This is a genomic window from Gilliamella sp. wkB308, from assembly GCF_001690185.1.
GTDB lineage: Bacteria > Pseudomonadota > Gammaproteobacteria > Enterobacterales > Orbaceae > Gilliamella > Gilliamella apicola_I.
Genome location: NZ_LZGN01000003.1, coordinates 90807 through 106192, shown reverse-complemented (window position 1 = coordinate 106192; position 15386 = coordinate 90807). Strand labels below are relative to the sequence as shown.

The following is a 15386-nucleotide window of genomic DNA, read 5'->3' as shown; positions in this document are numbered from 1 at the left end:
CATAAAACTTTAAAAAATATATAAAAATTTTTGTCTAAAAAATAATACATCGTACATTAATAGTCTGTTTCGAAGTAGAGAATGATTATAAGTAATGCTATTATTAACGACAGTTAATAAATCTGAATAAAATAATTAGGTATATAATAATGAAAAAAGAAAATATTTTTAAACCCTTCACTTTACCCAATGGCGTTGAATTAAAAAATAGAATAATGATGGCGCCAATGACGACCTGTTCCGGATTTTATGACGGTTCTGTCACGCATGATTTAATCGAATATTATCGAGACCGAGCAGGTGAAATTGGAACAATCATCGTTGAGTGCGGGTTTGTCGATAATAAAGGATTAGCATTTCCTGGTGCAATAGGTTTAGATAACGATGATAAAATTGAAGGATTAGCAAAAATTGCGAAAGCAATTAAAGAAAAGGGATCAAAAGCAGTCATTCAAGTTTATCATGGCGGACGAATGGTTGAGCCTAAACTCATCGGGGGACAATCTCCTGTTGGACCAAGTGCAATCGCAGCCCCTAGAGCAGGCGCAGCAACACCGATCGCATTAACAGCAGACGAAGTAGACGACATGATCGACAAATTTGGTCAAGCAGTACGTCGTGCTATTGAAGCCGGTTTTGATGGTGTTGAAATCCATGGCGCTAATACTTATTTAATCCAACAATTTTATTCTCCAAATTCAAATCAACGAACCGATAAATGGGGTGGAAGCCGTGATAATCGCTTGCAATTCCCTTTAGCAATCTTAGATATTACGCATAAAATGGTTAAACAGTTTGCAACGCCTGAGTTCATCGTTGGTTATCGTTTTTCTCCGGAAGAACTGGAAATACCAGGTATTCGTTTTGATGACTCGATGTATCTACTTGAAAAGTTAGCAGACAAAGGGCTTGATTATATCCATTTTTCAATGGGTGCGATTTTAAGACCTTCAATTGTTGATACCCAAGACCCAACACCGTTAATCAATAAATATGTAGCAATGCGATCGACGACCTTAGCTAAAATTCCGGTAGTAGGTGTAGGTAATGTGGTTAATCAAATTGATGTAGAAATGGCGATTGATAATGGTTACGATTTGGTCGCTGTTGGTCGAGCATGCATCGCTTATCCAGACTGGATTAGCCGTATAGAAAAAGGTGAACAACTGGAGCTGACCATTAGCAGTGACAAACGTGAAGAATTGAATATTCCTGAACCTTTATGGCGTTTTTCATTAGTTGAAGCATTAATTCGTGATGCAAGTCTAAATAATAAGAAATTCAAACCTGGTCAATATCAAGAAAAAGTGAATGATGAATCTTATGAATTTCTTATTAATGTCGAATTAGGCAAAGATTTCATTAAAGATATGCAACTTGTGAATGCTAATGAGTTTGATCACCAAGTTTTAGATAATTTTGCTGAAATTAAACAAAGAATTATTAATTCAAATAGTCCGCATGTGGATGCAATTTCTGGGGCTACATCACAGTGTGAAGCATTCAAAAAAGCGGTTACTAAAGCCATGACTCAATCGAATAAAGAAGCCATCATTGCTGAAGGTGGCGATCCAAATGATAAATCTTACGATATTGTTGTCGTGGGAAGCGGTGGAGCAGGGCTGGCTTCTGCAATACGTGCTCATGATTTAGGGGCTAGCGTTGTTGTGGTTGAGAAAATGCCTGTTATTGGCGGGAATACCAATAAAGCGTCTGCTGGTATGAATGCAGCTGAAACTAAATTCCAAAAACTTAAAGGTATAGTTGACAGTAAAGATTTATTCTATAAAGAAACTTTGGCTGGTGGTAAAAATAAAAATAATCCAGAATTACTTCGTTACTTTGTTGAAAATGCCCCTGATGCGATTGATTGGTTAGATGAAAACGGTATTGAACTAAGTGGTATTACCACAACAGGAGGAATGAGTATCGACCGTACACATCGACCAGCAAGTGGTGCAGCTGTTGGCGGATTTTTGATTAGTGGATTGGTAAAAAACCTTAATAAACGTGGTATTGAAGTCATGTTAGATACCAATGTGACTGAAATCGTTACCGAAAATCATAAAGTTGTTGGCGTTAAAGTCGTTGAAGAAGACGGCACAAATTATATTATTAAAGCGAAAGCGGTAGTAATAGCAACGGGCGGATTTAGTGCTAACCGCGAAATGGTTGAAAAATATCGTCCTGATTTGAAAGGTTTTGTGACAACCAACCATAAAGGGGCGACAGGTTCAGGTATAATGATTTTAGAAAAACTTGGGGCTGGTACTGTTGATATGGGTGAAATTCAAATCCATCCAACTGTTGAACAAACTACCTCATATTTGATCTCAGAATCTATTCGAGGCGGTGGCGCAATTCTTGTTTCTCAAGAAGGTAAACGTTTTGTCAATGAATTAGATACCCGGGATAAAGTTTCAGCAGATATTATCAAATTACCTGAACACTATTCCTATATTTTATTCGATCAACAAGTTCGTGACGAAAACAAAGCCGTTGAAGAGTATGTTTCTAATGATCTCGTTGTTCAAGCCGATTCAATTGCTGAATTAGCTAACAAACTTTCTATTGATGTTGATAATCTGTCTAAAACAATTGAACGATATAATCAGTTTGTAATTAACAAACAAGATGAAGATTTTGGTCGAACGACGGGAATGCGTCATCCAATCAACACCGCACCATTTTATGCAATTAAAATTGCTCCGGGAGTTCACCATACAATGGGAGGTGTAACGATAAACACTGAAACACAAGTATTAGACAATGATAAACATGTGATTAAAGGTGTTTTTGCGGCTGGTGAGGTTGTTGGTGGTGTGCATGGAGCAAATCGCATTGGTGGTAATGCTGTTGCTGATATCATTATTTTTGGTATGCAAGCAGGTAAAAAAGCCACAGATTACATTAATAGCTAATTGAACCTTGCTAAAAATGGTAAGTTCTACCTACGACTATTCTCAAACATTAATGGGGATGACGGTGACATTGACGCTATTAGAGCAAAATGAAACCGTCGCAAAACTTGCTTTTGCTACCATTAAATTGCTTGAAGATAAATTGACTGTTAACCGCTCAGTTTCGGAGGTTATGTCAATCAATCTTGCAGCAGGCAAACATCCTGTTGAGGTAAGCTTACCTGTATTCTCACTTATTAAACAGGCTTGGCAACTGAGCCTGAATTCTTCAAGTTGTTTTAATATGGCTATCGGCCCTGTTGTCAAACTTTGGAAAATAGGCTTTAAAGGAGATAGTATCCCTGCCGATCATCTTATCAAACAACAACTATTATTAACCGATCCCTTTGATATAGAATTAAATGAAACAGCTCATTCTGTTTTTTTAAAAAAGGCAGGAATGGAGATAGATCTTGGTGCTATCGCAAAAGGTTATATCGCCGATGTCATTAAAAGTCTGTTACTAGAACATAATATTTATCATGGCATCATAAATTTAGGTGGAAATGTATTAACGTTAGGATCCTCCCCAATAGAAAAGTCAGGTAGTTGGTGTATAGGGTTAAGAAAACCCTTTTCTTTATCTGACGAGTTAGCAGGTATTATAAAAGTTAAAAATAAATCAGTCGTAACGTCGGGCATTTATGAACGTTATTTTGTTCAAAATAATCGCCTTTATCATCATATTTTCAATCCGTTAACTGGCTATCCGCTTGATAATGAAGTTGAAAGCGTTACCGTTATTTCAAATACTTCTCTTGAAGGCGATATTTACTCAACGATTTTTTATGGATTAGGCGTAAATGCCAGTTGTGAATATTTAAAAAAGCATCCAGATATTTCAGCCATTTTTTTATTAAAAAATAAAACGATGACACTGATCAATCCAAAAAATTTTAATTTTGATCTAATTGATAAACATTATGAAATAAATCTGCATTAAGAACCAATGACAATGAAATTGCTAAACTTTTATTGTTTTAAATGAATTAATTACGTTTTTACATTAAAGAAGGAAATTATTATGAACGCAGTGAAAAAACCACCAGTAAAATGGTTACCGCTCATAATTATTGCTGCTATTTCAGCAATATTATGGGTATTTGTTTCGCCTCCACAAGGAATAAGTACAGAAGGTTGGCGAACAAGCATTATTTTTGTGGCAACGATTGCCTGTATTGTTGCAGAAATTATGCCAATTGGCGCAATTGGCTTATTAGCCATTACGGTTTTTGCTATTTTAAGACCATCTGGTGCAGCTAATGCAACCGAATCAATCAAAATATCATTGAGCGAATTGAATAGTAGCTTAATTTGGTTGATCGTTGTTGCTTTTATGATTGCGCGAGGATTTATTAAAACAGGTTTAAGCAAACGTATTGCTTATTATTTAGTTAAAATTTTAGGTAAAAACACCTTAGGCTTAGCTTATGGTTTAGCTGTAACAGATGTGGCATTGGCGCCGGCCATTCCAAGTACGACTGCTCGTGCTGGTGGTGTGATTTATCCAATCGCTGAAGCACTATCGATTAACTTCAATTCTAATCCGAAGGATGAATCAAGAAAGCGAATTGGTACTTTTTTAATGTTAACCATAAGTCATATCAATGACATTACCTCAGCGATGTTTTTGACTGCATTTACCGGTAATTTATTAGCTGCAAAATTAGTTACAGAAACATTAGGCGTGACATTGGGCTGGGGACAATGGTTTATTGCCGCTATTGTACCTTGTTTGGTTTCTTTTATTGTAATTCCATTAGTCATTTATTTTTTAACCAATCCAGAACTTAAAAAGACACCTGATGCACCAAGATTAGCCGTTGAAGAGTTGAAGAAAATGGGACCAATTACCGCTAAAGAAATTATCATGGGGGGTACGGTAATTTTATTATTAGGTCTTTGGATTTTCGGTAAAGACTATTTAGGTATTGATGCAACAACGACTGCTTTTATTGGTTTAACGATTTTAATCTTAACTGGTGTACTAAGCTGGGAAGATGTGAAAGGTGAAAAAGCGGCATGGGATACATTAATTTGGTTTGCGGCATTATTAATGATAGCAGGACAAGTCAATAAACTAGGTGTTACAAAATGGTTAGGCGATACTATCGGTCGTGCAGTAGAAAACCAATTTATTGATAGTAGCTGGGTTCAAGTTATTATTATTTTGTCTATTGCCTATGTTTATTTACACTATTTCTTTGCTAGTGGCAATGCGCATATTGCGGCGCTATTTCCCGTATTCTTATCAGTAGCCGTGGCACTTCATGTTCCACCAATGATTGCGATATTTGCATTAGTTATTTGTACCAACTTTTTTGGTTCAATTACTCAATTTGCCAATGCTCGAAATCCATTGTTATTTGCTGAAGGTTTTGTTCCGGTCAAAACATGGTGGAAAGTAGGATTTATTTGTAGCGTTGTTAACTTAACCATTGTGTTTACCGTTGGTCTTTTATGGTGGAAAATGTTGGAATTAGGTTAATAAATAACCTATCTTAAACACTATACAACAAAAAAACCGTCAAAAAATTGGCGGTTTTTTTATTCTTTAAATATGAAAATCTCATAACAAAATAATCGATAAACTCCAATCATTAATGGCCTGCCAATATTTTTGCTCCTGCTCTAAATCTAATAAAATCAATTTATTACTTTCAACAAAAGTAGTGTCAATTTCGAATGTCATTTTGGTCAATTTGTCTTTAACTAACTTTAATCGAAAAGCATTCAAATTAATCTCTGTAGAGCGTTGATTATTGATCAGAATGGAGAGTCTGAGTATTTGTAATAATGAAATAATATGTTTAAATTCAAAAAGGCTAAAATATGGAAATGCTTCAATATTAATTGATTTTCGATGATAACGAACGAGTGTTGATAATAACAGTTGTTGTTCTTCGTTAAATCCCGGCAAATTGCTGTTTTGCAGAATGTAACTTGAATGTTTATGCACAGACGAAAAGTTAATTTTTAATCCTACTTCATGTAAAAGTGCTGCCCAATATAAAATGGATTCGACACAAATTGGGATATCGATTTGTGCTTGCTCTTTCCATTGCAAAAAAAAGTATTTTGCTGTTTTGACAACTTGCATAGCATGACGCTGATCGATATTGTAGTGTTTAGATAAAGATTCGGCGGTTGTTTGACGTATGTCTCGATAATTAGGGCCACCGATTAATTCATACAAAACCCCTTCACGTAAAGCATTAGAACTATACTGCAACGAATTTAATCCCAATGCGTTAAATACACCACAAAATATTGCCAGTCCACTCACAAAAACCTGTTTACGTTCATCGGATAGTGAAGGGTAGGTAATATCATCAAATGTTTCAAAGTCCAGTACATAACTGACTAAATCATCTAATCTCTTCGGAGTAATAATGCCGTCACTCACACCTAGATCTAATAGAATATGGTGAATAGATTTAATGGTTCCTGATGTACCAAAAGCTATCGTAATATTCTGTTTTTTGATAGTACTAATCATGGTTTCAATTTGTTGCTCGGCTGCAAGTTTTGCTCGTTGAAATGACGCGACATCAATCTTATGTTGTGGAAAAAAACGTTTATTAAAGGTTACACAGCCCATTGGACGACTAGCCACAATGATAGGTTTAAGATCATTGCCTTTGCCAATTGCAATTTCAGTTGAACCACCGCCAATATCAATAACAAATTTAGTGTCGATTGATGAAGTAGGTTCGGCAGTCATAGTACCTAAATAGACTAAACGGGCTTCTTCTTGGCCTGAAATAATTTCAATAGGGTAAGGTAATATTTTAGCTGCCGCCTTCAAAAACTTATTCCTGTTTGATGCAACACGGAGTGTGTAAGTTGCAACAATTCTCACATTTTCCGGAGGAAATCCATTTAAACGCTCAGCAAATAGTTCAAGACACTCAATCCCCCGTTTAATACTCGATTCACTTAATAGATTATTTTCATCTAATCCGGTCGCCAAATGTATATTCTTTTTATTTTTATAAATTATCTGTGTTGCACCATTAATAATTCGTGCAATAATCATATGAAAACTATTAGAACCGAGATCGATAACCGCATATTCATTAGATTTCTTCACGTTTAGATATCCTTATTGTTTGGCTTCTAATTGTTTTAAATAATCATAAATAGCGTGCTGTGCTCGAATTTTTTTCTTATTACCACGTTGAACATAGTTATTCATGTTTTCTTTATCAATAATTCGTGCTTTGACATTATCATTACATTGGATATTAAAAATATCATGAATAGTTGATTTTAAAATAGGATCAAATATCTTCACACCTACTTCTATGCGATTATCCAAATTACGTGGCATCCAATCAGCAGAGGAGATGAAAGTATCCTTTTTTCCGTCATTTTCAAAAATATAAACCCGTGCGTGTTCTAAATATTGATCGACGATACTGGTTACATATATATTTTCACTCAGATTTGGAATTTGTGGCTCTAATACGCAGGTTCCTCGAACAATCATTCTAATTTTTACACCTTCGCATGACGCACGGTATAACTGGTCTATCATCTCTTTATCAGTGATCGCATTAAGCTTTAAATAGATGCCCGAAGGTCTTCCAGCTTTCGCATTTTGAATTTCTCTTTCAATAAACTCATGAAAACGCAAACGTGTATTTTGAGGCGAAACAAGCAGATGATTGAATGAAACCGGCTTGAATGGATTTTCAATAAAATTAAACACTTTTATTACTTCATCTGTGATGGCTGGATCGGCGGTTAATAATGAAAAGTCTGTATACACACGGGCAGTTTTTTCATTGAAATTCCCCGATCCAATATGGGCATATCGAACAATTTTGTTTTCTTCACGACGATCGATTAAAAATAGTTTGGCATGAATTTTGAGTTTGGGTTGTGAATAGATGACTTTGATTCCACTACTTAGTAGTCTTTTTGCCCATTTAATATTTGCTTCTTCATCAAATCGTGCCTGAAGTTCAACCACGACGGTGACTTTTTTACCGTTATTAGCAGCATTAATTGCTGCGTGGATAAATCGGGAATCTTTTGCTACTCGATAGATATTCATGCGAATATGGGTTACCGCCGGATCAAATGAAGCTTGTCGCATAATTTCTAGTACATGTCCAAACGAATAATAAGGGTAGTAAAGAAGTACATCACGATCTTTAATTGTTGCAAACGCATTTCTAAACTTCTTAAAACGATTATAAGCTAAACTCGGTAACCGTTTATTCAAAAGATTTTTTCCACCAAGATCCGGAAAATTAGCTAGATCTTTAAAATTGGGATACCGTCCACCAGGCATGGCATCTTGTTCTGTTAATCTTAATTTGCTGATTAACAATTCAAATAATGCTTTAGGCATATCTTTTTGATAAGTAAAACGAACAGGTTGTGCGGTTAATCGTTGCTTCAATCCTTGAGACATTAATTCTAACAAACTATCTAACTCGGTATTTAATTCATATTCTGCATCTCGATTGATATTGATTGAATAGGCATTGAGTTCTGTGGCATCAAAAAAGACTTTAAAGATATCAGATAAACAATAACGAAGGATGTTATCCAAAAAGATAATTGATTTATTTTTGGTTGATACTTCTGACGGCAAAAGTACAAATCGAGGTGCGTTGTCGGTTGGTAACTCAAGCAGGGCATAACTTATCTTTTCATCACAGATAATTTCAACGGCCAGATAAGCATGATCATCTTTTAAAAACTGGATAAGTTCTGTGTGACTATCCAGTAATATTGGGGTGATGTATTGTCTTAAATTCTGTTTATAATAGTTTTTTATCCAATCTTCTTGATAAGATGAAAGTTGTCTTTCATTAATTAAGAAAATTTGATTTCTTGCCATTTCAAGTAATAATTCGTTATAAAGTTGATCAAACTGGAGTTCAAGCTGTATCACTTTTTGATTAACTTGTCTTAATAATGACTTAGCATTAGAGGTAGCAGAATGACCTTGTTCCTGTTCAATTAATACGTATTTTTTCAGATTGGCGTATTGTACTTTATAAAACTCATCAAGATTGCTGGAATAAATGCCTAAAAATCGAACACGTTCAATAAGTGGATTACTCTTGTCAGCGGCTTCTTGTAAAACACGTTGATTAAAAGCAAGCCAACTAAGTTCTTTCGGAAAATACACTTTTTCTTGTAGCATTCTTTATCTCTTAAAATACAATAATGAAATTTAATACAGGATAACTTAACTTAAAAAAAAAGCTAGCATATCGCTAGCTTTTAATTTAAATATATTAAATAATTTTTGCTTTAAAGCAACTTTACTTAAATGCGGTGAACTGAAGTGGTATTTGTCGTTCCACTTGGTACTAAAGCACCTGAAACCATGACAATAGTATCACCCTGTTGTAAACCACAAATTTTTACAGCTAACTCTTTACCTAAACGGTAAAAATCATCTGTTGAATTAATAGCATCAATTAAAATTGGCTCAACACCTTTTGTTAGGGCTAATTGATTAACCGTCTTTTGACTTGATGATAATGCTAAAATACGCGCTCTAGGGAAATAATGACGGACTTCACGAGCAGATTTACCACTACGTGTTGCAACAACAATTAAAGGTGCACTTAGACGTTCTGCAATTTCTACCGCACCACAACAAACAGCCGCAGTAATACGTAATTTTTCTTCTTTGGCAGTAAGCTCTAATGAAGCAGGAATCGTAATGTCAGTACGTTTACAGATAGTCGCCATAACATTAACGGTTTCTAATGGATATTTACCTTTCGCACTTTCTCCTGAAAGCATGACTGCATCAGTTCCGTCAATAATTGCATTTGCCACGTCACCCGCTTCAGCGCGAGTAGGGCGTGGATTTTTAATCATAGAGTCAAGCATTTGAGTTGCAGTAATAACAGGTTTAGATGCTTTATTACATTTTTGAATCATCATTTTTTGAGCAAAAATAACTTCTTCAACCGCAATTTCCACCCCTAAATCACCACGAGCAACCATGATACCGTCAGAAGCTTCCAAAATTTCATCAAAATTATCTAAACCTTCTTGGTTTTCAATTTTAGAGATAATTTTAATCTCTTCACCACCATGTGATTTCAAATGTGCACGAATATCTTCAACATCTGAGCGTTTGCGAATAAATGACGCAGCGATAAAATCAACACCTTGTTCACAACCGAAAATAAGGTCATTTTTATCTTTTTCTGCAAGTGCCGGTAATTTTATTGAAACACCAGGTAAATTGATACCTTTGTTTTCACCTAAATCACCATTATTCAATACAGTACAGATGACTTCATTACCTTTAATTTCTTTGACTTCCATAGCAATTAAGCCATCATCAACAAGAACACGATTCCCCGCTTTAAGATCTTGAGCAAAACCTTTATATGTCACGGCTACGCGCTCAGCGTTCCCAATGACAGTTTCGTCAGTGGTGAATGTGAAAGTTTGACCTGCAACTAGTGAAACGTCATTCCCACCTTCCAATTTAATTGTACGAATTTCAGGACCTTTAGTATCAAGCATAATGGCTGCTTTTAAACCTGTTTCTTGCATGACTTCACGTAGGTTTTTGATACGATTTCCATGTTCTTCATAATCACCATGGGAAAAGTTCAAACGCATTACGTTCATGCCTGCATTTAATAACTTAGCTAGCATCTCTTTTGATTCTGATTTTGGTCCAATAGTACAAACGATTTTTGTCTTTTTCATAATATTATCTACTAGTTGTTAAGGTTGAAGTTTAATTTTAAATAAACTGTTTTTAATTATATTCACGCAAAAAAAAACCAATGCCCATGCATTGGTATGTAATAAGTTAACAGTAACCCGAAAAGTTACTTGTATTAACTGCAATCTTTGAAAAATTAAATATTTTCATCAAAAAATATATATCCTTAAAAATCTGTGTTTATTATAGTCTTAACCACACTTTAAATAAAGTTTTTTATCAAAAAAACTAGATTATATTTGACGAAAACAAAAGAAGAATAATCCTGATTAACGGATATAAATGGCAAGATGTTCTTAACGACATTCATTGCGATTACATCAGATCTTTAAGTTGATAAATCAGTTCATTGCTTTCATTTTTCAATGTCAATTGATCTTTGTTTAAGCTGACTTTTGCACCTTCTGTAATCATTTGGGTAATAATGCCATCTAACTTATCTAATTGTTCATCATTGCAAAGCATCTTTGTCATACCAACGCCTGCACCTTTGATTGTTTCATTTTCTAACGTAACTTTTGCGACAAATCGGTTACACATTTTACCGGTAATATTCATATTTTCGCCAAACTCAAGTTCTGCAGCTTTATCTGAAGAAACATCTTGTCCATTGGCTTTTACCAATACAAAATGGTGATGTAATAAATCTTCAGCTTTAATTTTATTTGATTCTCCACATCCAGTCACTACTAAAGCTCCTGCAAATAATGATGTTAATAGTAATGTCTTTTTCATCTTAACTCCTAATGATAGTTTAAATTTGTTATAATAGATTTAATTAAAATTACTTACAAATATTTTACTCTTTATGTTATCTCAACAGCAAATTAAATTTCTAGAATCAATGACTTTCTTAGACAAACATAAGATATTGAAGCTTGCTAAGAATAATCAAGATCTAGCAAAAATCAATTTAGCGGTAACTCAAGCTGTTTCACATTATCAAGCAAGATTGACATCTTTACCTGCACAGATTAAATATCCGTCTAATTTACCTGTGGCTGAAAAGAAAGCAGAAATTTACCATGCGATTCAACAGCACCAAGTGGTAATTATTGCGGGTGAAACAGGATCCGGTAAAACAACACAAATTCCTAAAATCTGTTTAGAACTAGGTTTAGGTGTAAAAGGATATATTGGACATACCCAACCAAGACGACTTGCAGCCCGTTCTGTCGCCAATCGCATAGCGGAAGAGTTGGATACCGAAATAGGGCAGTTAGTCGGTTATAAAGTCAGATTTTCTGATCAGGTTAGTGATACCACATTGATAAAATTAATGACTGATGGCATTTTGCTGGCTGAAATTCAAAAAGATAAACTTTTATTGCAATACGATACTATCATTATCGATGAAGCTCATGAACGTAGCCTTAATATCGATTTTATTTTGGGATATTTGAAACAATTATTACCTAAACGCCCTGATTTGAAAGTGATCATAACGTCTGCAACCATTGATGTTGAGCGATTTTCTAACCATTTTAATCATGCGCCTATTATAGAAGTATCAGGAAGAACTTATCCTGTCGAGGTAAGATATCGTCCGCCAGTGTGTGATAACAAAGATGACAAAGAGATTAACAAAAATAGTGATTTTCAACCTATCATTGATGCAATTGATGAATTATCAAAAGAAAGCGCAGGTGATATTTTAATATTTTTAACTGGTGAGCGAGAAATACGTGATTTAGCCGATACATTAAACAACCTTGAATTACGTCATACCGATATATTACCATTATACGCTAGGTTATCTGCTTCCGAGCAAAACCGTATTTTTCAACCACATTCTAAACGGCGCATTGTGCTTGCTACCAATGTCGCAGAAACTTCCTTAACCGTACCCGGAATTAAATATGTCATCGATCCTGGATTGGCCAGAATAAGTCGCTACAGTTATCGCACTAAAGTTCAGCGTTTACCGATTGAACCCATATCGCAGGCATCAGCTAATCAACGAAAAGGTCGATGTGGACGTACTTCAGATGGTATCTGTATTCGTCTTTATGATGAGCAAGATTTTTTATCTCGCCCTGAATTTACTGAGCCTGAAATCTTACGTACAAATCTCGCTTCTGTCATATTACAAATGACATCGTTAGGTTTGGGTGATATAGCTGCATTTCCTTTTGTCGAAGCTCCCGATTCAAAATATATACGTGATGGAATTCGTTTATTAGAAGAACTTGGTGCCATATTCACCAAGCATCATCAATATCATTTAACTCAAATTGGCAAAATTTTGGCACAATTACCTATTGATCCTAGATTAGCCAGAATGCTAGTTGAAGCAAGACGATTAGGTTGCACTAAAGAAGTTTTGATTGTAACCGCAGCGTTGTCAATTCAAGACCCAAGAGAACGGCCTTTTGACAAACAGCAAGCTTCTGATGAAAAACATAAGCGTTTTGCGGATAAGGAATCTGATTTTGTATCACTTATTAACTTATGGAATTATATTCAAGAACAACAAACTCAGCTATCGGGTAATCAGTTTAGAAAGCTATGCCCGAAAGAGTATTTAAATTACCTTCGTATTCGTGAATGGCAGGATGTCTACACTCAAATTCGTCAAACCATTAAACAATTATCTTTTCCAATCAATAGCCAACCCGCCGATTATCGATCATTACATGTGGCTTTATTAAGTGGTTTACTTTCACACATTGGTTTAAAAGAGATTGAAAAAAACGAATACCTTGGTGCTCGAAATATCAAGTTTGCCATTTTTCCGAATTCAGTGTTGTTTAAAACTCAACCTAAATGGTGCGTTGTCAGTGAGCTTGTTGAAACCAGCCGACTATGGGGGAGAACAGTAGCTAAAATTGATGCAGAATGGATTGAACCTATAGCTAAACATTTAGTGAAATATAGTTACAGTGAACCTAGGTGGTCAAAAAAACAAGGTACTACAATTGCAAATGAAAAAGTGACATTATTTGGATTGCCTATAGTCCAAAATCGAATTGTAAATTATAGCCAGATTGATCCTGTGTTATCCCGTCACTTTTTTATAAGACATGCTTTGGTAGAAGGGGATTGGATTACTAATCATAAATTTTATAAACTAAACCAAAAATTGATTAATGAAGTTGAAGATCTTGAACACAAATCCCGTCGTCAAGACATTTTAATCGATGATGATCAGTTATTTGATTTCTATGATCAGCGTATTGATAAATCAATTGTTTCAGTTAAACATTTTGACAATTGGTGGAAGCAAAAGCAAAAAACTTCACCTGATTTTCTCAATTTTGAAAAACAGATGTTAATTAACCAATCAGCACAATTGGTTGATTTAACTCAGTTCCCTGATTATTGGTATCAGGATCAATTCAAACTGCCTCTCAAATATGAATTTGATTTAGGTGATAACCGTGACGGTGTCACTATTAGAATTCCTATTGATATATTGAATCAAATCAAAAATGATGGATTTGACTGGCAAGTACCGGGTTTTAGAAAAGAACTGATAGTATCTCTTATTAAATCATTACCTAAGTCTTTAAGGCGCAGTTTGGTTCCTGCACCTAATTATGCTGAAGCATTATTAAGTAGAGTAACATCGATCAAACATCCGTTACTTGAAACATTAGAACATGAGTTTCGAAAAATGACGGGGGTTCAAATTACTCATGAGGATTGGCAGTGGGATCAAGTTCCAAATTATTTAAGAATTACCTTTAGCATTATAGATAATCAAGGTAAAGAAATTGCTAATGGCAAAGATCTTAATCTTTTAAAAGAGCAATTAAAAGCTAAAATACAATCAGCATTATCCTCATTGACTACTAAAAAATCAGCAAATCCAATTGAGCTAAATAATCTAACCGATTGGACATTTGGTACGCTACCGGCTATTTATGAAGAAAAACAAAAAAATTACACAGTCAAAGCATATCCAGCCATTGTAGACGATCATAAATCAGTCAGTATTAAGTTAGTCGATAATCAAATCGAGCAACAGCGATTAACTAAACTTGGTTTAAGACGCCTTCTTATGTTAAATATTCCTTCACCAATCAAATATTTACATGAAAAATTACCAAATAAATCTAAATTAGGTCTCTATTTTAACTCATTTGGTACTGTACTCGATCTTATTGATGATTGTATAGCCTGTGGCATTGACTATTTGATTGAAAAGAATAATAATCCTATTCAAGCTGCTGAGCAGTATCAACATTTACTTGAGTATACAAAAGCGAATATTAACCAAGTTGTGGTTGATATAGCCAAACAAGTCGAAGCCATCTTAACACTTCATTTTAATATTAATAAAAGATTGAAAGGGCGTGTCGATTTATCTTTAGCTTTTGCCTTATCTGATATTAAAAATCAGCTTAATCATTTAGTTTATAAGGGATTTGTTGCACAATCAGGTTACCACAGATTGAATGATATCTATCGATATTTATCCGCAATTGAAAAGCGAATTGAAAAATTATTGCTTAATACGACAAAAGACAGACAATCAATGAATATTATTGAAGAGATTCAGAATTATTATCATCACTTTTTAAGTAGCCTTTCAAAAAATCAGAAATTAGATAATCGTGTTCTTGAAATACGCTGGATGATAGAAGAGTTAAGAGTTAACTTATTTGCACAGCAGATGGGTACTCCTTATCCAATATCAGCTAAAAGAATTAAACAACAGATTGAGTTGATAAAATCAGAATTATAAAAATAAGCGTAAT

8 protein-coding genes are annotated in these 15386 nt (G+C 34.6%); 4 read left to right on the top strand and 4 right to left on the bottom strand.

Translation table 11 applies throughout. The features are described 5' to 3' along the window. Nucleotides 1–149: 149 nt before the first annotated feature. The 3 genes from A9G10_RS00555 to A9G10_RS00545 all read left to right on the top strand — a co-directional run bounded on the left by A9G10_RS00555 (nucleotide 150) and on the right by A9G10_RS00545 (nucleotide 5448). Nucleotides 150–2921: a flavocytochrome c gene (locus tag A9G10_RS00555; protein ID WP_065557755.1), complete on the top strand. Its 2772-nt coding sequence runs from the start codon at nucleotides 150–152 to the stop codon at nucleotides 2919–2921. Nucleotides 2922–2937: 16 nt separating this feature from the next. Further along, nucleotides 2938–3903: an FAD:protein FMN transferase gene (locus A9G10_RS00550; protein WP_065557754.1), complete on the top strand. Its 966-nt coding sequence runs from the start codon at nucleotides 2938–2940 to the stop codon at nucleotides 3901–3903. Between the two features lie 81 nt (nucleotides 3904–3984). Beyond that, entirely contained in the window at nucleotides 3985–5448 is a 1464-nt protein-coding gene (locus A9G10_RS00545; protein ID WP_065557753.1) for a DASS family sodium-coupled anion symporter, read from the top strand. Between the two features lie 81 nt (nucleotides 5449–5529). On the opposite strand, the gene A9G10_RS00540 is transcribed toward A9G10_RS00545, so the two are convergent. From A9G10_RS00540 to A9G10_RS00525, 4 genes are all read right to left on the bottom strand, one after another. Beyond that, complete coding sequence (locus tag A9G10_RS00540) at nucleotides 5530–7053, bottom strand: Ppx/GppA phosphatase family protein (protein ID WP_065557752.1); 1524 nt, start codon at nucleotides 7051–7053, stop codon at nucleotides 5530–5532. Nucleotides 7054–7065: 12 nt separating this feature from the next. Next, the gene (ppk1, locus tag A9G10_RS00535; protein ID WP_065557751.1) at nucleotides 7066–9126 is read right to left on the bottom strand and encodes a polyphosphate kinase 1; all 2061 of its coding nucleotides are present in this window, start codon (nucleotides 9124–9126) and stop codon (nucleotides 7066–7068) included. A 125-nt stretch (nucleotides 9127–9251) separates the two neighbouring features. Continuing rightward, on the bottom strand, nucleotides 9252–10664 hold the full coding sequence (gene pykF / locus A9G10_RS00530; protein ID WP_065557750.1) for a pyruvate kinase PykF: 1413 nt from the start codon (nucleotides 10662–10664) through the stop codon (nucleotides 9252–9254). 334 nt (nucleotides 10665–10998) lie between these two features. Beyond that, nucleotides 10999–11418, bottom strand: coding sequence for an META domain-containing protein (locus A9G10_RS00525; RefSeq protein WP_065557749.1), 420 nt, complete (start codon nucleotides 11416–11418; stop codon nucleotides 10999–11001). A 73-nt stretch (nucleotides 11419–11491) separates the two neighbouring features. Here A9G10_RS00525 and hrpA point away from each other — a divergent pair, with 73 nt between their 5' ends. Next, nucleotides 11492–15373, top strand: a complete 3882-nt coding sequence (gene hrpA, locus A9G10_RS00520; protein WP_065557748.1) for an ATP-dependent RNA helicase HrpA — start codon at nucleotides 11492–11494, stop codon at nucleotides 15371–15373. The last annotated feature ends 13 nt before the right edge of the window (nucleotides 15374–15386 follow it).